Raw genomic sequence first — 21,704 nt, 5'->3', positions numbered from 1 at the left:
TAGTCGAATAGGCCGCTTGGTTTTTGTTATAACTACTGCAAACAATATTCAACACATTGAATGCAGTCCGAATGAGACTTTGGTCTTGGGAAGGTGAAGACTGGTGAAAAAGCCCCTTATCGTGCAAAAGTTTGGCGGAACGTCTGTTGGTTCTATTGAAAGGATCCATACGGTAGCCGAACACATCATAAAGGCGAAAAATGATGGTAATCAAGTTGTCGTAGTCGTCTCCGCAATGTCTGGTGAAACAAACAGGCTGATGGACTTGGCGAAACAGGTCGATAGTGTACCTACGGCGCGAGAACTTGATGTTTTGCTCTCTGCTGGTGAACAAGTGTCGATGGCACTACTTGCAATGACTCTCAATAAACTGGGTTTTGCAGCCCGTTCACTTACCGGAGCACAAGCGAACATTGTGACGGACAATCAACACAATGACGCAACGATTAAACATATTGATACCCAAGCTATCCGAGAGTTGTTAGCACAAGATCACATAGTCATCGTGGCTGGATTTCAAGGGATCAATGAAAATGGGGATATCACCACGCTAGGTCGAGGTGGATCTGATACAAGTGCGGTGACCTTAGCAGGCGCGCTCAATGCGACGGAATGTCAAATATTTACTGATGTAGATGGCATATACACATGTGATCCTCGAGTGGTCGCGACCGCGCAAAAATTGGACGTGATTGACTTTCCTTCGATGGAGGAAATGGCGCGCAAAGGTGCCAAGGTTCTTCACCTACCGTCAGTGCAGTACGCATGGAAACATAATGTTCCCCTACGAGTGCTTTCTACATTTGATCGCAATCCAGGCAGTTTGGTCAAAGGGGAAGAGTGTCAAAATGCAGTTTGCGGAGTCGCCATTCAGCGAGATATGTGCTTGATCAGAATTGAAAAAGAGATGCTCTCTGCACTTAAGACTCAGTGTCAAATGCTAGGTATTGTCATCTGGAATGTGATCGAGCATACAGAATGGACAGGTGTGGTACTAAAACTGGACGCTTATGCAAAACTGGAACTGGTTTTCGGTGACAAAATCCGTAATAGTGATTCAGTAAGTTTGCTGACTGCCGTCGGCTTACACGTAGAAGGACTGGTGGAAAAGTCTTACGCTTTGCTTACAGAACAAGGCATTTCGGTCGAACATTATGCTGTTAACCCACAGTCGTTGATGCTTGTGCTGTCGCCAGAATGTGTCGACAAAGCAGCTAACATACTGCATGATGCGTACATAACTTCTGCAGAGGCGATCGACTACCTGCAAAAACATGCCTTTTTAGGCTAGATTCGAGCCACAATAGAGTTTACGAAAATATAACTTTTATTGGATAATAGCCTTGTAGCAAGATAATTCAGAGATTACTCAAGGAGCACAGAATGCTAATTTTAACTCGCCGCGTTGGCGAAACTCTAATGATCGGTGATGAAGTAACAGTAACGGTACTGGGTGTAAAAGGTAACCAAGTACGTATCGGTGTTAATGCTCCGAAAGAAGTGTCTGTTCACCGTGAAGAAATTTACATGCGCATTCAGGCAGAAAAAGGTAATGGTAACGTTGCATCTGGCAACTACTAATTACACAGAGAGGCTGGCAAATATTGTCAGCCTTTTTTGTTGCTGGAAAGGGCATATTTTTAGCAAAAAGAGTGAATTAACACCGCTTTGATTAAATAGCCAACGCTTGGAAAAGTTTTTGCCGTTTTTGCCAAGAAAATGTTTGACATATTTTTGGTAAATCGTAATATGTGCCTCCGCAAGACGGTGAGGTGGCCGAGAGGCTGAAGGCGCTCCCCTGCTAAGGGAGTATACGGCTTGATACCGTATCGAGGGTTCGAATCCCTCCCTCACCGCCATTCTTGCTTCTTCTTATAGAAGAACAGTTCTTCGGAACAGCTTTAAAACAACTTTCTGTAGCAAGAAAGTACAGCGCGTCCTTAGCTCAGCTGGATAGAGTACCTGGCTACGAACCAGGCGGTCGGAGGTTCGAATCCTCCAGGACGCGCCATAATTTCCTTACCAGGGAATAAAACGGTGAGGTGGCCGAGAGGCTGAAGGCGCTCCCCTGCTAAGGGAGTATACGGCTTGATACCGTATCGAGGGTTCGAATCCCTCCCTCACCGCCATTAATTGGCTTATGGCCAATTTTTTTGTTTTAAAGCCCTGTTGTTTCAAAGAATTAGTGTGATATACTTCACACCTCTCGTTTTAGAGAACATTGCGCGTCCTTAGCTCAGCTGGATAGAGTACCTGGCTACGAACCAGGCGGTCGGAGGTTCGAATCCTCCAGGACGCGCCACTCTTTAGGTTTCCTTTGTATAGATTGGAATCCTGATATTGACAGAAGTCGATATCAAAAACTGCGCGTCCTTAGCTCAGCTGGATAGAGTACCTGGCTACGAACCAGGCGGTCGGAGGTTCGAATCCTCCAGGACGCGCCACTCTTTAGGTTTCCTTTGTATAGATTGGAATCCTGATATTGACAGAAGTCGATATCAAAAACTGCGCGTCCTTAGCTCAGCTGGATAGAGTACCTGGCTACGAACCAGGCGGTCGGAGGTTCGAATCCTCCAGGACGCGCCATTCTTTGGGTTTCCTTTGTATAGATTGGAATCCTGATATTGACAGAAGTCGATATTAAAAAACTGCGCGTCCTTAGCTCAGCTGGATAGAGTACCTGGCTACGAACCAGGCGGTCGGAGGTTCGAATCCTCCAGGACGCGCCACTCTTTAGGTTTCCTCTGTATAGATTGGAATCCTGGTATTAACAGACGTTGATATCGAAAACTGCGCGTCCTTAGCTCAGCTGGATAGAGTACCTGGCTACGAACCAGGCGGTCGGAGGTTCGAATCCTCCAGGACGCGCCACTCTTTGAGAAAGCCCTGCTAGAAATAGCAGGGCTTTTTTATTAACATTTCATTATCAAATGTTTAACTCTCAATTTACAACTTAATGTTTCTTAAGGGCTTTTTTGGGAAATATTAACCCTATCGCAGTATTCTCCTCGTATTTGAAATAACGTCTGAAAAACAGCAGTTATTTATCCTTGATTAAACTGATATTGCAGATTTATGTGACTTGTATGACGTATTAACCCTTAGATATGTGCATTATCATCAAGACTGCTTTAAACAAAATTGACAAAGTTTAACCAATCGAGATAATCCTAGACCTCTTGTCGGGATCACAAAGCTCGTCCTGATCGAAGACGTCCAACGAAAAATTGGACATGTTTAGGTAAATTGGACAAGAAGTCCGCATGGTTTACCTAGTCCCTTGTCAGGATGACAAAGAAAGGATGCAAAAATGGATAATATTGGAAGCCTGCTAGTAGATGCTGCGACCATGATGCTTACGGGCATGGTTGTGGTGTTTCTATTCCTCACTATTCTTGTTTATCTCGTTCGGCTAATGTCGAAACTGGTGCCTGAAGAAGTACCAGAGCCGATCGCCACCCCAAATCAAAATAATAAAGTTCAACCAACCTCTTCTGCTGTTAGCCCGAAGGTCGTGGCGGCAATCTCTGCTGCAGTACACCAGTATCGTACCTCTACAGCTAAATAGCATTTGAAATGGATTAAAAGGAGTTAATGAGCATGTCAAAACCACTAGCTTTAACCGACGTGGTTCTTCGTGACGCCCATCAATCGCTGTTTGCGACACGTATGCGTCTTGAAGATATGTTACCGATTGCAGCAGAGCTGGATAAAGTAGGCTATTGGTCTCTTGAGACTTGGGGCGGAGCAACGTTTGATGCGTGTATTCGTTTCTTGGGAGAGGACCCATGGGAGCGTCTGCGCGAGCTTAAAAAAGCAATGCCGAATACCCCAATGCAAATGCTATTGCGTGGTCAAAACCTATTGGGTTACCGTCACTACGCTGACGATGTGGTAGAGAAGTTTGTTGAACGCGCTCACGCCAATGGTATGGATGTATTCCGTATCTTTGATGCGATGAACGATGTCCGTAACTTTGAAAAAGCAGTCAAAGCTGCCGTTGATGTCGGTGCACACGCTCAAGGTACGCTCTCTTACACCACAAGCCCAGTGCACAATACTGATACTTGGGTTGATCTTGCCAAACGTCTTGAAGACTTGGGCTGTCACTCTTTGTGTATCAAAGATATGTCTGGTTTGCTTAAACCTTATGAAGCGGAAGAGTTAATTACTCGAATCAAATCTTCTACTGACATCCCTTTAGCGCTTCATTGTCATGCAACAACAGGCTTATCTACTGCGACGGCTGTCAAAGCCGTAGAAGCAGGCGTGGATATTCTGGATACAGCAATCTCATCGATGAGCTGCACCTATGGTCACACGCCAACAGAAACAGTGGTTGCAATGCTACAAGGCACTGAGCGAGATACCAATCTTAAGCTTGACCAAATTGAGCCTATTGCCGCTTACTTCCGCGAAGTTCGTAAGAAGTATGCTAAGTTTGAAGGTCAGTTAAAAGGTGTCGACTCACGTATCTTAATCGCCCAAGTTCCGGGTGGCATGCTGACGAACATGGAAGGTCAGCTTAAAGAGCAAGGTGCGGCGGATAAGCTTGATGAAGTATTGGAAGAGATCCCTCGCGTACGCCAAGATCTAGGTTACATCCCACTAGTGACGCCAACTTCGCAAATTGTTGGTACTCAAGCAGTAATCAATGTTCTAACTGGCGAGCGCTATAAGAGTATTACTAAAGAAACCGCAGGTGTTCTTAAAGGCGAATATGGCGCAGCACCGGCTGAGGTAAACGCGGCGCTTCAAGCAAAAGTGCTTGACGGTGGTGAAGCGATCACATGCCGTCCTGCTGATTTGCTGGATGCAGAGCTTAACACCCTAACGGATGAACTCCTAAGCAAAGCGAAAGAAGAAGGCATTTCTCTGGCTGAAGATACGGTTGATGATGTCCTCACGTACGCGTTGTTCCCTCAAGTAGGGCTTAAGTTCCTCAAAAATCGTCGTAATCCTGAAGCCTTTGAGCCGGCACCATGGCTAGAGGAAACACCTTCATCTGCTCCAGTTGCTCAACCTGCACAGGGCGGAATTGAGACTTACAGCGTTAAGGTGGACGGTCAAGTATACGATGTGGAAGTGGGTCCTCAGGGGCAGTTGACGTCAGTCGCTCCAGCTCAAGCATCGGCACCACAAGCTGCGCCAGCGCCTTCTGCACCAGCCGGCAACTCTGAAGTCGTTCCAGCTCCTCTAGCGGGTAACATATTCAAAGTAAACGTCCAAAATGGATCTCAAGTCGCTGAAGGCGATGTGCTGTTGATCCTTGAAGCGATGAAGATGGAAACAGAAGTACGTGCTGCCCGCGGTGGTATTGTGCAAGATCTTCACGTTAAAGAAGGCGATTCCGTCACTGTAGGCGCACCGCTGATCAGCCTAGCGTAAGGGAGTACCATGGAAGGATTAATGACCCTTTGGTCAGAAACAGGGATCGCTAACTTTGAGTTTGGCCAGATCTGTATGATCTTGGTTGGCTGTGCTTTGCTATTCTTGGCGATACGTAAGGGCTTCGAGCCCTTACTTCTGCTGCCGATTGGCTTTGGCGCGATTTTAGCGAACATTCCCAACGCAGGATTCACCGAAGAAGGTGGGCTACTTTACTATGTATACTACGTTGGTATTGAATCAGGTATATTCCCGCTGTTGATCTTCATGGGTGTAGGAGCAATGACGGACTTTGGTGCCTTGATTGCAAACCCGAAAACGCTATGGTTGGGCGCGGCGGCTCAGTTTGGGATCTTTGCCACTCTATTTGGGGCGATTCTACTCAACTATGTACCTGGCATGGAATTTAGTATGCCAGATGCAGCGTCAATTGCGATCATTGGTGGTGCAGATGGACCAACGGCGATCTTCTTGGCGAGCCAGTTATCTCCTGATTTATTGGGTGCCATCGCGGTTGCAGCATACAGCTACATGGCGTTGGTTCCGATCATTCAGCCACCTATTATGAAGGCGCTAACATCACCAGAAGAGCGTAAGATCCAGATGGCTCAACTTCGTCATGTGGGGAAAGTAGAGAAGATCTTATTCCCACTCGCGGTGTTGTTGATGACGATTTTGTTCTTACCTTCCGCAACACCACTGGTGGGCATGTTCTGTTTGGGTAACTTGATGCGCGAAGCGGGTGTCGTGGATCGCCTATCGAAAACCGCTCAGAATGAGTTGATCAACATCGTCACGATCTTCCTTGGTCTGGGGGTGGGTTCGAAGCTACAAGCGGAAGAGTTCTTAAACGTTGAGACGCTCGGTATTCTTGCTCTTGGTGCGGTTGCCTTTAGTATCGGTACCGCTGGCGGTGTTTTGATGGCTAAGCTGCTTAACAAGTTCTCTAAAGAGGATATAAATCCACTTATTGGCGCTGCGGGTGTATCGGCGGTACCAATGGCGGCTCGTGTGGTCAATAAGGTTGGCCTTGAAGCCAATCCACAAAACTTCTTGCTCATGCATTCGATGGGTCCCAACGTGGCTGGGGTTCTGGGTTCTGCTGTTGCTGCGGGTATCTTGTTGGCGCTTGTCGGCTAATGCTCGGTTAGTTGTTGGTTAATTTGAAATCGATCGGTTAACTTGATAGCAATAAATGGTATATATTCAAAGGGATGCTTTAGCATCCCTTTTTGCTATCGACAGGGAAATCATGAAATGGAAAACAAACAAATCGCAATATCTCAATTCGGTGGGCCAGAAGTATTGGTCATCCAGTCATCTGCGGTTCCTCAGCCTAAAGCGGGTGAAGTACTTGTCAGAGTCGCTTTTGCTGGTGTTAACCCTATCGATGTGAAAACACGCGCGGGTCTTGGTTGGGCTGCGTCCGAAAACAAAGATAATTTACCTTGGGTTCCGGGTTACGACATAGCGGGTGAAATTGTCCAATGTGGTGAGCAAACGGAACGATTTAGCCAAGGAGATAAAGTTGCCGGTTTTGTGGGTTTCCCTTTGCAAGGTGGCGGTTACAGCCAATATATAGCTGTTCCTGAAACAGAACTGAGTCTTGTGCCTGATTCCATTACACTAGAAGCTGCGGCAGCATTGCCTCTTGCCGGTCAGACCGCGATTCAAGCGCTGGATAAGGCGGGTGTTAAAGAGGGAGACAGAGTGCTTGTACTCGCGGGCGCAGGGGGTGTTGGGCATATAGCAATACAAGTTGCGGTTGCTGCGAAAGCAGAAGTGTTTACGACGTGCAGCGAGTCCAACTTAGACTATATGGCGACGCTTGGTGCTCATGCGGTTAATTACCAATTTGCGCCTGTGTCAGAACGCGTTGAAGAAGCGGATGCTCTGATAGACTTGGTTGGAGGTGATGCGGCTTTAGATGCGCTTAAATGCTTGAAAGATGGCGCTAAAGTTGTCACGGTGCCGACCTTAAGTGCTGAACTTATTTGTGAGAAAGCGAAGCTACTGGGCTTTGAAGCGACCGGCATGTTGGTTGATCCTAATCCGGAGCAGCTTGATGCGTTGCTCTATATGGTCAGTGTTGGCTTATTAAAAACAGAGATCTTCAAGATTTATCCTATGGATCAAGTCGCTGAAGCTCACAAGCAAATAGAAACTGGACACACGCGGGGCAAGGTTTTGCTTGATATGCAATGCTAGAGGCATTTAATGCCTCCTTCCAATCTATCGCACTATGGTTTTCTGATTCGGCACTTTGGGTCTTGTTCATTACGGGGTTTCTCAGTGCCACTTTGCTTCCAGGAGGCTCTGAAGCGGGGCTGCTCGCTGCGCTTAGTCTGAATCAATTTTCTACGTTTTCCATCATTCTTGTCGCTACCTTGGGTAATACATTAGGTGGTTTGACCAACTATTGGCTTGGTTGGTGGCTGCCTAATCGAACTCAAAACGAAAAGCATGGTCATAAAGCATTACAGTGGTTGAGTAAATATGGCTACTGGTCTCTATTTTTCAGTTGGTTGCCAATCATTGGCGACCCTCTTTGTTTGGCTGCGGGTTGGCTACGTATGCGTTTCTGGCCTTGTTTCTGGCTTGTCTTAATAGGTAAAGCTTTCCGGTACAGTCTACTTGCCGCCATTTATTTTGGTTTTTTCTAAGGGGAAGTTATGAGAAAAATCTGGCTTGGTGCGTTTTCTCTCGTCGCTCTTTACGGTTGTTCAACTAGCAACCTTCCTTCTGTCTCTCTATTCTCATCGCTACCGGAAGGGGTCACCTTGATTGAAGAGGTCGATCCTCAGCCTGGCAAAGCGATGATTCCCTATTCGAAATACAAACTCGACAACGGGTTGACGGTTATCCTATCTCCTGATGACTCTGATCCTCTCGTTCATGTGGATGTGACTTATCACGTTGGTTCTGCACGTGAAGAAATTGGTAAGTCAGGTTTCGCGCATTTCTTTGAGCATATGATGTTTCAAGGCAGCGAGCATGTCGGTGACCAAGAGCACTTTAAAATTATTACCGAAGCGGGTGGCACACTGAACGGGACCACGAATCGCGACAGAACCAACTATTTTGAAACGGTTCCCTCCAATCAACTCGAGAAGATGTTGTGGTTGGAATCGGATCGCATGGGCTTCTTGCTTGATGCTGTTTCGCAACGCAAGTTCGAAATTCAGCGCGATACCGTTAAGAATGAACGTGCGCAGAACTATGACAATAGACCCTATGGTTTAATGTGGGAAAAGATTGGCGAAGCCATGTACCCGGAAGGTCATCCATACTCATGGCAAACCATTGGCTATGTGGAAGATTTAGATCGTGTTGACGTTAACGATCTTAAAGCCTTTTTCTTGCGTTGGTATGGCCCAAATAATGCGGTACTCACCATTGGCGGTGATCTCGATGTTGATCAAACGCTGGAATGGGTCAACAAATACTTTGGCTCAATTCCTACTGGTCCTGAGGTAGACAAGGCTCCTAAGCAACCAGCTGTCTTGACAGAAGACCGTTATATTACTTTGCAAGATCGTATTCAGCAGCCGATGGTTGTGGTTGGGTGGCCTACTACTTATCGTGGTGAAGAAACTCAGGTCTCTCTAGATGCGCTGGCTAATGTGCTGGGAAGTGGGGCAAACAGCCTGCTGTATCAAAAGCTGGTCAAAACGCAAAAAGCGGTAGATGCAGGTGCGTTCCAAGATTGTGCTGAGTTGGCGTGTAATTTCTATGTTTACGCAATGGCACCATCGGGAGAGAAAGGTCAGTTAAAGCCTCTCTATGAAGAGTTAATGCAGACTTTAAATGAGTTTGAAGCGCAAGGCGTTGACCAAAATCGTCTAGATCAAATCACAGGTATGGCGGAAGCAGATGCGGTGTTTGCTCTGCAAAGTGTTCGAGGTAAAGTTTCGCAATTGGCTTCGAATCAAACCTTCTTCGATCAACCTGATCGTCTTCAGAGCCAGCTTGAGCGGATCCGAGCTGTGTCACCTGAATCAGTCATGAAAGCCTATAAAGACTATGTGAATGGTCATAAAAAAGTGACCTTAAGTGTCGTACCAAAAGGTAAGTCTGACTTTGCGGTAGCGCCGGCAAATTTTGTGACACCGGCTAGAACATTGCCTGAGTACGCAAAAGTAACAGAATCGGACCTCGAGTACCGCCGCCCTGTAGATGAGTTTGATCGCTCAGTCATGCCGCAAGTGGCTGAAGGTGTCAAAGCTCAGATGCCGAAGTTGTACAGTGTCTACTTTGACAATGGTGTTGAGCTGCTTGGAACAGTCAGTGATGAAACGCCGACGGTTCAACTCAATATTCGACTTCCTGCAGGTGAGAGGTATGTCGCTAAAGGTCAGGAAGGTTTAGCCAACCTAACCGCTGCCATGATGCAAGAGGGAACGTTAAAATCCAGTGTTGAAGAACTGCAAGCGCAATTGGATAAGCTCGGCAGTTCGGTTTCTATTGATGCTGCCAACTATACAACCAACATTGCGATATCGAGTTTAGAAAAGAACCTGCCTCAGACATTGACTTTGGTGGAAGAAATTCTTTTCGAGCCAGCCTTCAATCAGCAAGATTTTGAACGCAATAAACGTCAGATGCTCGAAAGCATAGTTTATCAGCACCAAAAACCAAGTTGGCTCGCTTCACAAGCGACGCGTCAAGTGTTGTTCTCAGGCTCTATTTACCAAAGGCCAAGCGATGGTACGGCTAAGTCTGTTGAAGCGTTAACGCTTGATGATGTGAAAGCGTTTTATCGAACGCACTACACACCGCAAGGCACTCAAATTGTCGTGGTGGGTGACATCTCTAAACGCCAGATTAAAAAATCATTGGCGTTCATCGAAAGCTGGCAGGGTAAAGCGGCGCCGTTGTTGCGTCCTCAGTTGGTGAGTGACCCGGGCGAGCAAAAAATTTACCTCGTAGATAAGCCTGGCGCGCCTCAAAGCATTGTTCGTTTTGTTCGACAAGGTTTACCCTTTGATGCCACAGGCGAAACGTATTTAACGCAACTGGCCAACTTTAATCTAGCGGGTAACTTTAATAGCCGCTTAAACCAAAACTTACGCGAAGACAAAGGTTATACCTATGGCGCAAGCGGCTATTTAGCGGCAAACCGAGAGGTGGGGGCGATTGTCTTCTCTGCACAAGTCCGTGCCGATTCGACGTTAGCCTCGATTCGTGAGTTTGAAAATGAACTCAATGAGTACAGTTTGGAAGGCATGAGCGACGCCGAGATGAAATTTTTACGCTTGGCGGTCGGTCAACAAGATGCTCTGAAGTATGAAACGCCTTCACAGAAAGCTCAGTTATTAAGTAGTATCCTTGCTTACAGCTTGGATGAAGACTACCTCAAGCAGCGTAATGAGATTGTTGAAACGGTTGAAAAATCGACGCTTGATCAGTTGTCGGCGAAGTGGTTTACTCCCAAAGATTATCAAATCATTGTGGTCGGTGATGCAAATACCTTGAGGCCACAACTAGAAAGTTTGCAAATCCCGATAGAAGAGCTTGAAATCATCCGCTAGAGTACACATAACTTAGAGCAAAGAAAAAGAGTGACGTCAGTCACTCTTTATTAATTATAGGATTGGCTCAGTACGAACTGGGCCCTCGACATAAGCGAACCTCATTTTGACTGAATTTGCTGCGCGACTTGAGCGAGTTGCACGAAACCCAGAAGTATTCAAATCTTTCGGCCGAGGTGTTGAGCGAGAGACACTTCGTTATCAACAAGATGGTTACCTTGCAACGACGCCGCACCCTAAATCACTAGGTTCTGCATACGCGAACAATTGGATTACGACCGATTTCTCAGAGTCTTTGCTTGAGTTTATCACGCCTGTGTCTAAAGACATTGACACGCTCACAGCTCAGTTAGAAGACATTCATCACTTTACCCAAACTAAACTGGGCGAAGAGAAAATGTGGCCACTGTCGATGCCTTGCTTCGTGGGGAGTGAAGATGACATTAACCTTGCGCAATACGGCTCTTCAAACTCAGGCAAAATGAAAACGCTTTACCGTCAAGGCTTAAAACACCGTTACGGTAGTTTGATGCAGATTATTTCCGGTGTGCATTTTAACTTCTCGTTTCCTGAATCTTTCTGGGATCAGTTATACGGAGAGCAAAATGAGCAAGAACGTCAACAGACTAAGTCGCAGGCGTATTTCGGTCTTATCCGAAACTACTATCGTTTTGGCTGGTTAATCCCTTACTTCTTTGGTGCTTCACCTGCGCTTTGTTCGTCGTTTATTCAAGGTAGAGAAACAAAGCTGCCGTTTGAAAAAATTGGTGGCACGCTTTACCTACAAAATGCGACTTCATTACGAATGAGTGATTTGGGCTACACCAACAGTGCTCAGAGCGCGTTGAAAATTGGCTTTAACAGCCTAGAAGAGTATCTCGATGGTTTAAATACCGCGATTCGCACTCCTTCGGAAGAGTTCGCAGCGATCGGCGTTAAAGTTGACGGTGAGTATCGTCAGCTAAATAGCAACGTCTTACAAATCGAAAATGAGCTGTATGCGCCAATTCGACCAAAACGTGTTGCTAAATCCGGTGAAAAACCGTCTGAAGCGCTCGCGCGTGGTGGAGTTGAGTACATCGAAGTTCGTTCGCTAGACGTGAACCCATATAGCTCTGTTGGCGTGACGGCTGAACAAGTGCGCTTCTTGGATCTATTCTTAGCGTGGGCAGCATTGTCGGACTCTGAGCCGATGGATTACTGTGAGCAGGCATGTTGGCGCGAGAACTGGAATAAAGTGATTGTTGAAGGTCGCAAACCAGGGCTTGAGCTTCAGATCGGCTGTAAAGGTGAAATTCTGAGTCTGCAAGATTGGGCGAAACGAGTGTTTGTTGAGTTGACTCAAATCGCTGAGCAGATGGACGCAGCAAACGGTGGCAATGATTATCAAGCGGTTTGCTATAAGCTGCTGGAGTGGATTGATAACCCTGAGCTCACCATCTCTGGCCAGTTACTCGAAGATACCAAACGCTTTGGCGGATTAGGCAAAGTCGGCTGTGAATTTGGTAAACAATATCGCCAACAGCACCTAGAACACCGCTACCGCACCTACAGCGAAGCTGAGATGGAACAAGAAGTGGAGCGCTCGGTTAAAGCTCAAGCGGACGTTGAGGCTACGGATAAGCTCAGTTTCGATGACTTTTTGACCGACTACTTTGCGTATTTAAACGCGTAAGGAACGCAGGTGGTAAAAAGGTTAGCGGCGGTTTTTGCTCTGTTAGTGTTAGGTGGATGCGCAACGGTGCCACCTAAAAATCACTCTAATTTATGCGAGATTTTCCGCGAGAAGCCCGCTTGGTATGACGATGCTGTCGATATGCAAGAAGAGTGGGGAACCCCCATTCAAATTGCGATGGCATTTGTTAAACAAGAGAGCAGTTATCGCCATGATGCGCGTCCACCGAAAGACTATGTATTGGGCTTTATTCCATGGGGGCGTGTCAGTAGTGCTTATGGATATGCACAAGCGCAAGACCCAGCATGGGAAGATTTTCAAAAAGCCACGAATCATGGTGGCTCAAGAACCAATTTTGGTGACTCATTGATGTTTATTGGCTGGTATACCAGCGAAACTCAAAAGCAGTTAGGTATCTCAAAATGGGATCCCTACAACCAATATTTGGCGTACCACGAAGGCCGTGGTGGCTATAAACGTAAAACATATCAATCGAAGCCATCATTAATCAGAGTGGCTCGAAAAGTTGAACAGCAAGCAAAGGATTACGGTTGGCAACTTAAACAGTGCCGACAAGAACTGGAAAATAACCGAAGCTGGTTTTTCTAATACTAGCTTGAGAGGAGAAGGACAATGCCGTTATTAGATAGCTTTACCGTCGATCACACTCGTATGAACGCACCTGCCGTTCGAGTGGCGAAAACCATGACCACCCCTAAGGGTGATACGATTACCGTGTTCGATTTACGATTTACTGCGCCAAACAAAGATATCCTTTCAGAGAAAGGGATTCATACGCTAGAGCACCTATATGCAGGGTTCATGCGTAACCATCTGAATAGCGATAGCGTGGAAATCATCGATATTTCACCTATGGGATGCCGTACCGGTTTCTACATGAGCTTGATTGGTACTCCTCGAGAGCAGCAGGTGGCTGAAGCGTGGTTGTCAGCAATGCAAGACGTACTTAAAGTAGAGAGCCAAAATAAAATTCCAGAGCTCAACGAGTATCAGTGCGGTACTGCTGCAATGCACTCATTAGATGAAGCGAAGCAGATTGCTCAGGCCATCATTGATGCGGGCATCTCCGTCAACAAGAACGATGACCTAGCGCTACCAGAGGCGATGCTCAAAGAGTTAAAAGTCGACTAACGGCGCTGAAAAACAAAAGGAAGGCGAGATGCCTTCCTTTATTGTCTTTTGACTGATTACCTAATTTGCCTTTGGCAGTACTACAACTTCAGTCTTCGCCCAAATATCGTGGAAACCACGCTTTTTCGGATCAATTGGGACAGTTAAGTTTGCTAAACCAAATCCCGATGTACCGATACGGATCAAAGCCTGAGTGGTCGATATTGGCGAACCGTCATTACTTCTAAGGTGAAGCTTCCAAGCTCTCATTCCCAAAGTTTGTCCTGCTCGAGTCCAAAAGAAGACAAAGAAGTATATCCAGACCGCCGCGAGGTAAGCGGTATATACTGGGCTCCAAACTGGGTGATTGGTCAGGAAGTCACTCACATCAGCATAGCCGCCGACACTGAATACTCCCATCGCCATCAGCGCGTGAAGAATGGCAATCACAATACCCGCAGCCATCATTTCAACCGCCATTATAATCAGACCATCGTAAAAAAGAGCCCCTAAGCGACGAAACAACCCCGCTGGTGGCAAAGAGTCAGTTGCTGACATAAAACCTGCTTACCAAAATAAAAATTAGGCGAAAGAATAAAGCTTCAATTTTGATCTGAAAAGAGACCTTGCGCACAGCTTAGCAACTTGTGGCGAATTTATCAGCAAACGGCAAGTAATTCAGTCTTTTGCACTTGCACGAACGCTCGGCTTACGTATAATGCCAAACATCAAAGGACGAGAGTCCAAGATGCCGGTGTGGTGAAATTGGTATACACGACGGATTCAAAATCCGTTGCCTTCGGGCGTGGCGGTTCAAGTCCGCCCACCGGTACCATACATAGAAAGGTCGCTTTATAGCGGCCTTTCGTCGTTTTAGGTGTTTGAAAATAGATTCATGTTTGGCAGGCGTTGCCCTCGCGGTAGCGGCAGGAATGCCTGTCCAATCAGTCCGCACCAGTACCATGGCACTAATTTAGAAACGCAGCCTCTGCGTGGTTGCTGGAGTGGGCGCCTCATCTAGTACTATTCTCCGCCATTTCATATGTCGTTACACAGCTTGGCGCGTTAACGCTTTACTTCTCTCGCTATGCGAGGAACAATCCCTTCCCAGAGATTTATTTTAAACGCAGCCTTTAGAAATTATGAGTAACACAGAGAACAAAAAATCGAACCCCTTGTTCGAGATCCTCTTTAACGTTTTTGTCCCGTCATTCATTTTAATGAAGTTTAGTGGCGAAGAGCATCTAGGAACGGTTATGGCGTTAGTCGTCGCGCTTGCATTCCCTGTGGCTTATGGTGGTATGGAGCTGATTCGCAACAAGAAGTTTAACTTTATTGCGGCACTGGGCTTTGTCAGTGTGTTGCTCACTGGAGGAATCGGTCTACTTGAACTAGATACTCGTTGGTTGGCGCTGAAAGAAGCATTGATCCCTGGCTTGATTGGTTTAGCGGTTCTGGGCTCAACGTTTACACGTTACCCATTTATGCAGAAGATGATCCTCAATGACACCATTTTGAATCTGCCTCTCATCAAGGAACGACTAGAAGAAAGCGGTAAGTCTCAAGCATTTGAACGCTGTCTCATGACGTCTAACTACCTATTTGCCAGTACCTTTGCCTTTTCATCGGTGATGAATTATTTCCTCGCGACCTGGATTGTGACAAGCCCAGCAGGAACCGCTGAGTTTAATGAGGAGCTCGGAAAGCTAACATTATATAGCTACCCAATTATCGCCATACCAAGTATGTTGATGATGTTTGGTATCTTCTACTATGTTTGGCGTCAAATCCGCGCAATGACTTCCTTGGAAACGGAACAAATTTTCCATACCAAGTAATTCTCAAACGAACAAAGCCCAGTGTCTTCACTGGGCTTTGTTTTTATAGATTCTATATCCTTACCTTAGCTTTTGTATTCTTTAATATTATTAGATAAGCCTCAGTGAAAATAAACAAAGTGACAATATATAAACACTATTTTTGCTAGATATACGCGCCTATTTTTATTCAAGTTTAGATTTAAAGCTAAAATAATTAATAAAAATATCACCAGTTAAAACAGCAATGTTTCTTTATAAAATGAGAGTTTGTTCACGCGCAACGCAACCGGTTGCGCTTTCTTGTGTTGTACGTTTTTGCTACAGTGAGCGTAGGTTAAAGATTGAACACATGGAGCAAGATTATGAAAAAGATTCTTTTGTGCTGTAGCGCTGGTATGTCGACCAGTATGCTTGTTAAGAAGATGGAGCAAGCTGCTGAATTAAAAGGAATAGAGTGTAAGATTGATGCAATGTCAGTCAACGCATTTGACGAGGCAATCAAAGAGTATGATGTTTGCTTGCTTGGTCCTCAAGTTCGCTTTCAGTTGGAAGAACTACGCAAGACGGCAGAAGAGCATGGTAAGAACATTGCGGCAATTTCGCCACAAGCCTATGGAATGATGAAAGGTGATGAAGTGCTTCAACAAGCGCTCGAACTCATCTAATTAAATAAACTCAATTTATCAGTAAAAGAATATGCGCATATTTATATGCGTAGGGATTCTTTTATCCAAAAATAAGGATGGAATCTATGAAGCTTTATGATGCGATTATAGGAATCGTCGAAAAACATATAGCACCGCTTGCCGCAAAAGTTGGCAATCAACCTCATGTACGAGCAATGCGTGACGGATTTATTGTCGCAATGCCTTTTATTATCGTCGGTAGTTTTATTTTGATCTTTGCTTTTCCCCCGTTTGGCGAAGATACCACAAATGCGTTTGGTCGCGCTTGGTTAGATTTCGCTACCACCCACTTTGACACCATTATGATGCCATTCAATATGTCGATGGGCATTATGACGATTTTTGTCTCCTTGGGGGTCGCCTATAGTTTGGCGAAAGCCTACAAGATGGATGGCATCACGAGCGCTGTTTTATCTTTGATGAGCTTCTTGTTGGTCGCGGCTCCCGCAAAGGATGGGGCATTGGCGATGTCTCATATGGGGGGAACTGGCATCTTTACCGCGGTTATGTGTGCGTTCTTTTCGGTCGAGCTGTATCGATTTATGAAAAAGCACAACATTACCATTCGTATGCCAGAGCAAGTACCACCAGCGATTGCACGCTCTTTTGAAGTGCTACTGCCCGTATTGGCAATTTTCATCACCTTGTATCCTTTGAGCTTATTTGTTCAAGCTCAGTACGGAATGCTTATTCCAGATGCAGTAATGGCGATGTTCAAGCCGTTAATCAGTGCCTCAAACACCCTGCCAGCGATTATCGGTGCGTTGCTCTTATGTCAGTTACTTTGGTTTGCAGGAATACATGGAGCTGCGATTGTTGTTGGACTTCTTTCACCGATTTTCCTTACCAATATCAGTGCCAATATTGATGCGTTTGTTGCGGGTCAGCCCATTCCCAATGTCTTTACGCAACCCTTCTGGGACTTCTACATCTTCATTGGTGGTTCAGGCGCAACGCTCGCACTTGTTTTACTGATGTCGTTCAGTCGCTCTGCGCATCTAAAGAGTATTGGACGCATGAGTGCGGTGCCTGGCTTCTTCCAAATCAATGAGCCTGTCATTTTTGGCAGTCCAATTGTAATGAACCCAATCTTGTTTATTCCTTTTGTCTTTGCGCCAGTTATCAATGCCACCATTGCCTATTTTGCGGTTCAGGTTGGCTTGGTTGGTATGGGCGTTGCCACAACACCATGGACGACGCCGGCCATTATTGGCGCGTCATGGGGCAGTGGTTGGACGCTGTCGCCCGTATTGTTGGTGATCGGATTGTTGATTCTGGATCTGTTTATTTACCTGCCTTTCTTCAAGATGTTTGAAAAGCAAGTGATCGCTCAAGAGCAGCCTTCAAGCGAGTCTGAACCAGAGCAAGCCGTGTCAGGTAAAGGTGCTATCGCCTAAGTGAATCATTGAGCTGCCGAGTTAGGCAGCTCTGAATAAAGGAAGTCGTTATGGAACAAGAAATTGTTGTTATGGAAATAATCTGTAATGCAGGTGAAGCACGTAGCTTGTGTTATGAAGCCCTTAAGTTATCTCGCGAAAAAGAGTTTCTCGCCGCGGAAGAAAAACTCGCTCTTGCTAAGGAGTGTTTAAACAAAGCGCACCTGATTCAGACGCAGCTTATTGAAGAAGATCAGGGGGAGGGGAAAGTTGCGATGACCTTGGTAATGGTCCACGCACAAGATCATTTGATGACCACCATTTTGGCGCAAGAAATGGCAACAGAAATGGTCGCACTACATAAGCAGATTGCGGGGTAAACACGAATGTCTAGAGATAGCTTAAAGCTTGCCATTATTGGTGGGGGTAGCAGTTATACGCCTGAGCTTGTGGAAGGTGTACTCAAAAGGTTGACGTCGCTTCCGGTAAAACAGATCCATTTCGTTGATATTGAAGAAGGCAAAGAAAAGCTAGACATTATTTGCGGATTAGCGAAACGTATGATTGCAAAAGTCGGTGCGGATATTGAGGTAACTGCAGACTGTGATCGCCGAGCGGCCATCAAAGGGGCAGATTTCGTTATGACTCAGTTTCGCGTTGGCGGTCTCGCTGCCAGAGCAAACGATGAAAAAATCCCCCTCAAATATGACGTAATTGGTCAAGAAACAACGGGGCCTGGCGGGTTTGCAAAAGCGCTACGAACCATTCCTGTGATACTGGATATTTGCCGTGATATTGAGGAGCTCTCACCAAATGCGTGGATGCTCAATTTTACCAATCCGGCAGGATTAGTGAGTGAGGCTGTCAACAAATACACCAAGGTAAAAAACATTGGTTTATGTAATGTGCCGGTCTCTATGCAAATGATGATTGCCGACATGATGGACTGCCAACCCAATGAAGTACAGCTTGAGTTCGCTGGCTTGAATCATCTAGTTTGGGTGCATAAAGCGTGGCTCAATGGTGAAGACATTACTCACACCGTACTGGAGAAAGTCGGGGATGGAGCCAACTTCAGCATGAAAAATATTTGGGAAGAGCCGTGGGACCCCACTTTTTTGAGAGCGTTGAATGCGATCCCATGCCCTTACCATCGATATTTCTATCAAACGGATGCGATGTTAGCGGAAGAGAAGCTAAGCGCTGCGGAGAAGGGAACTCGAGCGGAGCAAGTAATGCAGACCGAATCGGAACTGTTTGAGCTATATCAGCAGCCAAGTCTCGACCATAAACCTTCGCAGTTGGAAGAGCGAGGCGGCGCTTATTACTCGGATGCGTCGCTCAATTTAGTCGATGCGATCTACAACAATCGAAATTCATTGCACGTTGTGAACGTACCCAACAATGGTGCAATAAGTGGCTTGCCTGATGATGCCGTGATTGAGTGCACGGCCGTGGTTGGGTCATGGGGAGCAAAGCCTCTCGCGGTTGGGGAGTTATCGCCAAATGTGAAAGGCTTACTTCATCAAGTGAAAGCTTACGAGCAACTGACTATTGAAGCCGCGGTACATGGCAGTTATGAGCAGGGTTTAATGGCGCTTGCGAACAATCCGTTGGTCCCAGATATTGGTCGCGCTAAATCGATCTTTGATGAGATATTACAGCAAAATCGCCATTATCTACCTCAATTTACCTTAACTCACTTATAAGGAGTGGCCAAAGCGATGAAAGTGATCTTCAATGCCGATGATTTCGGATTAACGAAAGGGGTCAACGAGGGAATTGTACGCTCCCATTTAGAGGGCGTCGTTCGTTCTACAACACTGCTCGTCGGGTTACCGGAGGAGGAGCACGCTGTCGCTTTGGCTAAAAAAATCCCGACCTTAAAAGTAGGCATCCATTTGCGTTTTACGCTGGGAGCGCCTTTAACACGCTCTGCCAACTTGAGTGATAAAAACGGAGCGTTTTATAAATACGCAGAGTTCTGGTCACATCGCGGGTTTAGTGCTCAAGCCATCTATGACGAATGTATTGCACAAGTTGAAGCCTTTCTCGCGACAGGATTGATGCTCAGTCATATCGACAGTCATCATCACGCACATACCCACCCAGAATTTTTGCCCGTTGTAACGGAAGTTGCGGCTAAATACCGCGTCCCACTCAGAGGGCAAAGCGTCCCGAATTTAAATTACTTCTTTACCGATCAATTCTATGACCAAGGCGTCGACTTAATGAGCTTAGTGAATCATCTATTAGAGCTAGAAAAACGTTACGATCTGGTCGAAGTCATGTGCCACCCTGCCATTGTTGACCAAGCGCTTGCCCATAGCAGTGGCTACTCAGAACAACGAAAGAAAGAGCTTAACGTGTTGACCGATGACAAACTTGCCACCTTGCTTGAAAGGCATTCAATCGAAGTCACGGATTACTCGGCTTTATCTATCCAGCATACCTAACCGCGTGTAGGATGTTTTACGGCTGCCAGAATACCCCCTAAAGTCATGTCCTTATGTTCTGGCAGCCTCTTTATAAAGTGATGAAGTACAGGATGTTATGGCTAGAATAAAAGATGTCGCTGAGTTGGCGGGTGTAAATCGTTCAACGGTTTCGCGAATTATTAATGGTGAGGGCAAGTTTAAAGCGGAGACAAAGCGGAAAGTCGAAGAAGCAATGAAAGCGCTGAACTACCGTCCGAGTGCTATCGCGCGTTCGCTGGCAACCTCTTCCACCAACATGGTTGGCTTGCTCGTGACTTACTATACCGGTGGCTTCTTCGGTGCGATGATGGATCAGGTTCAAAGCGAGCTCGATCAACACAAAAAGTTTCTGATCACTGCACAAGGGCATCACTCCGCCAACGGGGAAAAGGAAGCGATACAACGTTTTAATGATCTTCGCTGCGAGGGTTATGTGTTGCACAGCCGATACTTGTCCGATCAAGAGTTGATTAGTTTGTCAGAAGCGCCGACCCCATTCGTATTGTTAGATCGCTACGTCCCCGGGCTAGAGTCGCGTTGTATCACTTTTGATCACCACAAAGCCAGTTTCATTGCGGTTCAGCATCTGATTGATATCGGTCATACCAAGGTGGCATGCATAGCAGGGCCTGCCCATCGAGAAAATAGTGTTCTTCGTAAACAAGGTTATCTGGACGCCATGATGAAAGCGGGAGTGGCAGTACCAGAGAGTTGGTGTGCGGAAGGGGACTACGGCCGCCAAAGTGGTTATCAAGCGGCAAAGACAATTCTCCAAGCCGCGCCGCAAGTGACAGCGATTTATTCTTGCAGTGAAGAAATGACAGTTGGGGCATTACAGTACCTCCATGAAGTGGGTATCAAAGTGCCAGAGCAAATATCAATTGTCAGCTTTGACAGTATCGATAGCTGCGAGGACCTCTACCCGACGGTGACCTCGGTCCATTTTCCCATCAGCGACATGGCTCGAGCCGCTGCCTTACAGCTCAACAATCTTATTCATAAGCATGAAGCAAAGCTGCCAGAAACCTTCGAACCTAAGTTAATTTTGCGCAATTCACACCAGAGAATTGAGTAAGCGATTAAAATTTCCTCGTTGTTTCAAAAAGTTGTCTATCTTTTAAAGATACCAAGGAGGAACGCAATGTATAACTTAACCCCATACCTGTTTTTTGCTGGCCGCTGCGAAGAAGCGCTTGAGTTCTACCACAAGTGTTTTGGAGGTGTTGTGGTGAGCAAGCAATATTTTAAAGAGGCGCCGCAAGTGATCGAAGGCGCAGACCCAGATTGGATAATGCATGCCGAGTTCGAAGCATTTGGTATGAAACTGATGCTGTCTGACGGTATGGTGGCCAAAGAACTGTCGGGGAATAATGTTGCGTTATCGTTAGTTTTAGATGATTTAGATGAGCAGGCTCGATTGTTTGATAAGCTCTCTCACGGTGGTCATATCATGATGCCGTTGGCAGACACCTTTTGGGGCGCTCGCTTTGGCAAGGTTGAAGATCAGTTTGGTGTGCGCTGGATGTTGCATTGTAACTTGGTGTGAACCGTCCGAGTTATCTACCACCTTCTCATTAGTGACTCAACATGATGATTTCAGAAATGGAATCATCTAAACTT

General features: G+C 46.2%; 20 protein-coding genes and 9 tRNA genes. 28 read left to right on the top strand and 1 reads right to left on the bottom strand.

Annotation, left to right across the window (positions count from 1 at the left end; translation table 11 throughout):
* The first annotated feature begins 103 nt into the window (after window positions 1-103).
* The 19 genes from ACUALS_RS12195 to luxS all read left to right on the top strand — a co-directional run bounded on the left by ACUALS_RS12195 (window position 104) and on the right by luxS (window position 13,746).
* Entirely contained in the window at window positions 104-1,291 is a 1,188-nt protein-coding gene (locus ACUALS_RS12195; protein ID WP_454448435.1) for an aspartate kinase, read from the top strand.
* Window positions 1,292-1,383: 92 nt separating this feature from the next.
* A complete protein-coding gene (gene csrA, locus ACUALS_RS12190; RefSeq protein ID WP_004415691.1) occupies window positions 1,384-1,581 on the top strand; it encodes a carbon storage regulator CsrA in 198 nt (65 codons plus the stop codon).
* Between the two features lie 185 nt (window positions 1,582-1,766).
* Window positions 1,767-1,859, top strand: a tRNA-Ser gene (locus tag ACUALS_RS12185).
* A 75-nt stretch (window positions 1,860-1,934) separates the two neighbouring features.
* Window positions 1,935-2,011 (top strand) — tRNA-Arg (locus ACUALS_RS12180).
* Window positions 2,012-2,036: 25 nt separating this feature from the next.
* A tRNA-Ser gene (locus tag ACUALS_RS12175) sits at window positions 2,037-2,129 on the top strand.
* A 96-nt stretch (window positions 2,130-2,225) separates the two neighbouring features.
* Window positions 2,226-2,302, top strand: a tRNA-Arg gene (locus ACUALS_RS12170).
* A gap of 65 nt (window positions 2,303-2,367) precedes the next feature.
* Window positions 2,368-2,444, top strand: a tRNA-Arg gene (locus tag ACUALS_RS12165).
* A 65-nt stretch (window positions 2,445-2,509) separates the two neighbouring features.
* A tRNA-Arg gene (locus ACUALS_RS12160) sits at window positions 2,510-2,586 on the top strand.
* Window positions 2,587-2,652: 66 nt separating this feature from the next.
* A tRNA-Arg gene (locus ACUALS_RS12155) sits at window positions 2,653-2,729 on the top strand.
* A 65-nt stretch (window positions 2,730-2,794) separates the two neighbouring features.
* Window positions 2,795-2,871: transfer RNA gene (locus ACUALS_RS12150), tRNA-Arg, on the top strand.
* Between the two features lie 439 nt (window positions 2,872-3,310).
* Window positions 3,311-3,568 carry an oxaloacetate decarboxylase subunit gamma gene (locus ACUALS_RS12145; RefSeq protein WP_005475486.1) on the top strand — a complete coding sequence of 86 codons (258 nt, stop codon included), beginning with the start codon at window positions 3,311-3,313 and terminating at the stop codon, window positions 3,566-3,568.
* Window positions 3,569-3,600: 32 nt separating this feature from the next.
* Window positions 3,601-5,388, top strand: a complete 1,788-nt coding sequence (gene oadA, locus ACUALS_RS12140; RefSeq protein WP_322413803.1) for a sodium-extruding oxaloacetate decarboxylase subunit alpha — start codon at window positions 3,601-3,603, stop codon at window positions 5,386-5,388.
* A 9-nt stretch (window positions 5,389-5,397) separates the two neighbouring features.
* Window positions 5,398-6,528 carry a sodium ion-translocating decarboxylase subunit beta gene (locus ACUALS_RS12135; protein ID WP_454448434.1) on the top strand — a complete coding sequence of 377 codons (1,131 nt, stop codon included), beginning with the start codon at window positions 5,398-5,400 and terminating at the stop codon, window positions 6,526-6,528.
* Between the two features lie 117 nt (window positions 6,529-6,645).
* Window positions 6,646-7,596 (top strand): NADP-dependent oxidoreductase, encoded by a 951-nt coding sequence (locus ACUALS_RS12130; protein ID WP_038140330.1) that lies wholly within the window; start codon window positions 6,646-6,648, stop codon window positions 7,594-7,596.
* On the top strand, window positions 7,590-8,051 hold the full coding sequence (locus tag ACUALS_RS12125; RefSeq protein ID WP_038192876.1) for a YqaA family protein: 462 nt from the start codon (window positions 7,590-7,592) through the stop codon (window positions 8,049-8,051). The genes ACUALS_RS12130 and ACUALS_RS12125 overlap by 7 nt, the downstream gene beginning before the upstream one ends.
* Before the next feature lie 9 nt (window positions 8,052-8,060).
* Window positions 8,061-10,919 carry a M16 family metallopeptidase gene (locus ACUALS_RS12120; RefSeq protein ID WP_454448433.1) on the top strand — a complete coding sequence of 953 codons (2,859 nt, stop codon included), beginning with the start codon at window positions 8,061-8,063 and terminating at the stop codon, window positions 10,917-10,919.
* 106 nt (window positions 10,920-11,025) lie between these two features.
* The gene (gene gshA / locus ACUALS_RS12115) at window positions 11,026-12,594 is read left to right on the top strand and encodes a glutamate--cysteine ligase (RefSeq protein ID WP_454448432.1); all 1,569 of its coding nucleotides are present in this window, start codon (window positions 11,026-11,028) and stop codon (window positions 12,592-12,594) included.
* A gap of 9 nt (window positions 12,595-12,603) precedes the next feature.
* Window positions 12,604-13,203 (top strand): transglycosylase SLT domain-containing protein, encoded by a 600-nt coding sequence (locus ACUALS_RS12110; protein WP_454448431.1) that lies wholly within the window; start codon window positions 12,604-12,606, stop codon window positions 13,201-13,203.
* A gap of 24 nt (window positions 13,204-13,227) precedes the next feature.
* On the top strand, window positions 13,228-13,746 hold the full coding sequence (gene luxS / locus ACUALS_RS12105; RefSeq protein WP_454448430.1) for an S-ribosylhomocysteine lyase: 519 nt from the start codon (window positions 13,228-13,230) through the stop codon (window positions 13,744-13,746).
* Between the two features lie 60 nt (window positions 13,747-13,806).
* Here luxS and ACUALS_RS12100 read toward each other — a convergent pair whose 3' ends face one another.
* Window positions 13,807-14,283 (bottom strand): RDD family protein, encoded by a 477-nt coding sequence (locus tag ACUALS_RS12100; RefSeq protein ID WP_005475517.1) that lies wholly within the window; start codon window positions 14,281-14,283, stop codon window positions 13,807-13,809.
* Between the two features lie 192 nt (window positions 14,284-14,475).
* Here ACUALS_RS12100 and ACUALS_RS12095 point away from each other — a divergent pair.
* From ACUALS_RS12095 to ACUALS_RS12055, 9 genes are all read left to right on the top strand, one after another.
* Window positions 14,476-14,560, top strand: a tRNA-Leu gene (locus ACUALS_RS12095).
* A gap of 307 nt (window positions 14,561-14,867) precedes the next feature.
* Window positions 14,868-15,563 carry a VC0807 family protein gene (locus tag ACUALS_RS12090; protein ID WP_038140320.1) on the top strand — a complete coding sequence of 232 codons (696 nt, stop codon included), beginning with the start codon at window positions 14,868-14,870 and terminating at the stop codon, window positions 15,561-15,563.
* Between the two features lie 344 nt (window positions 15,564-15,907).
* Window positions 15,908-16,210, top strand: coding sequence for a PTS sugar transporter subunit IIB (locus tag ACUALS_RS12085; protein ID WP_038140319.1), 303 nt, complete (start codon window positions 15,908-15,910; stop codon window positions 16,208-16,210).
* A gap of 86 nt (window positions 16,211-16,296) precedes the next feature.
* Complete coding sequence (locus ACUALS_RS12080; RefSeq protein WP_038214342.1) at window positions 16,297-17,628, top strand: PTS sugar transporter subunit IIC; 1,332 nt, start codon at window positions 16,297-16,299, stop codon at window positions 17,626-17,628.
* Window positions 17,629-17,678: 50 nt separating this feature from the next.
* Window positions 17,679-17,987 (top strand): PTS lactose/cellobiose transporter subunit IIA, encoded by a 309-nt coding sequence (locus ACUALS_RS12075; RefSeq protein ID WP_454448429.1) that lies wholly within the window; start codon window positions 17,679-17,681, stop codon window positions 17,985-17,987.
* A 6-nt stretch (window positions 17,988-17,993) separates the two neighbouring features.
* Window positions 17,994-19,316: a 6-phospho-beta-glucosidase gene (locus ACUALS_RS12070; RefSeq protein WP_454448428.1), complete on the top strand. Its 1,323-nt coding sequence runs from the start codon at window positions 17,994-17,996 to the stop codon at window positions 19,314-19,316.
* Between the two features lie 15 nt (window positions 19,317-19,331).
* On the top strand, window positions 19,332-20,063 hold the full coding sequence (gene chbG, locus ACUALS_RS12065) for a chitin disaccharide deacetylase (protein WP_454448427.1): 732 nt from the start codon (window positions 19,332-19,334) through the stop codon (window positions 20,061-20,063).
* A gap of 97 nt (window positions 20,064-20,160) precedes the next feature.
* Window positions 20,161-21,159, top strand: coding sequence for a LacI family DNA-binding transcriptional regulator (locus ACUALS_RS12060; RefSeq protein ID WP_454448426.1), 999 nt, complete (start codon window positions 20,161-20,163; stop codon window positions 21,157-21,159).
* Between the two features lie 66 nt (window positions 21,160-21,225).
* The gene (locus ACUALS_RS12055) at window positions 21,226-21,630 is read left to right on the top strand and encodes a VOC family protein (RefSeq protein WP_005475521.1); all 405 of its coding nucleotides are present in this window, start codon (window positions 21,226-21,228) and stop codon (window positions 21,628-21,630) included.
* Window positions 21,631-21,704: the final 74 nt, after the last annotated feature.

The sequence above is a fragment of the Vibrio sp. NH-7 genome (assembly GCF_053643215.1).
This window is presented reverse-complemented; position numbering and strand designations above follow the sequence as displayed.

Coding starts and splice junctions, on each gene's coding strand:
- csrA (WP_004415691.1), top strand. CDS start 1,384: ATGCTAATTTTAACTCGCCGCGTTGGCGAAACTCTAATGATCGGTGAT.
- ACUALS_RS12145 (WP_005475486.1), top strand. CDS start 3,311: ATGGATAATATTGGAAGCCTGCTAGTAGATGCTGCGACCATGATGCTT.
- oadA (WP_322413803.1), top strand. CDS start 3,601: ATGTCAAAACCACTAGCTTTAACCGACGTGGTTCTTCGTGACGCCCAT.
- ACUALS_RS12135 (WP_454448434.1), top strand. CDS start 5,398: ATGGAAGGATTAATGACCCTTTGGTCAGAAACAGGGATCGCTAACTTT.
- ACUALS_RS12130 (WP_038140330.1), top strand. CDS start 6,646: ATGGAAAACAAACAAATCGCAATATCTCAATTCGGTGGGCCAGAAGTA.
- ACUALS_RS12125 (WP_038192876.1), top strand. CDS start 7,590: ATGCTAGAGGCATTTAATGCCTCCTTCCAATCTATCGCACTATGGTTT.
- ACUALS_RS12120 (WP_454448433.1), top strand. CDS start 8,061: ATGAGAAAAATCTGGCTTGGTGCGTTTTCTCTCGTCGCTCTTTACGGT.
- luxS (WP_454448430.1), top strand. CDS start 13,228: ATGCCGTTATTAGATAGCTTTACCGTCGATCACACTCGTATGAACGCA.
- ACUALS_RS12100 (WP_005475517.1), bottom strand. CDS start 14,283: ATGTCAGCAACTGACTCTTTGCCACCAGCGGGGTTGTTTCGTCGCTTA.
- ACUALS_RS12090 (WP_038140320.1), top strand. CDS start 14,868: ATGAGTAACACAGAGAACAAAAAATCGAACCCCTTGTTCGAGATCCTC.
- ACUALS_RS12085 (WP_038140319.1), top strand. CDS start 15,908: ATGAAAAAGATTCTTTTGTGCTGTAGCGCTGGTATGTCGACCAGTATG.
- ACUALS_RS12080 (WP_038214342.1), top strand. CDS start 16,297: ATGAAGCTTTATGATGCGATTATAGGAATCGTCGAAAAACATATAGCA.
- ACUALS_RS12075 (WP_454448429.1), top strand. CDS start 17,679: ATGGAACAAGAAATTGTTGTTATGGAAATAATCTGTAATGCAGGTGAA.
- ACUALS_RS12070 (WP_454448428.1), top strand. CDS start 17,994: ATGTCTAGAGATAGCTTAAAGCTTGCCATTATTGGTGGGGGTAGCAGT.
- chbG (WP_454448427.1), top strand. CDS start 19,332: ATGAAAGTGATCTTCAATGCCGATGATTTCGGATTAACGAAAGGGGTC.
- ACUALS_RS12060 (WP_454448426.1), top strand. CDS start 20,161: ATGGCTAGAATAAAAGATGTCGCTGAGTTGGCGGGTGTAAATCGTTCA.
- ACUALS_RS12055 (WP_005475521.1), top strand. CDS start 21,226: ATGTATAACTTAACCCCATACCTGTTTTTTGCTGGCCGCTGCGAAGAA.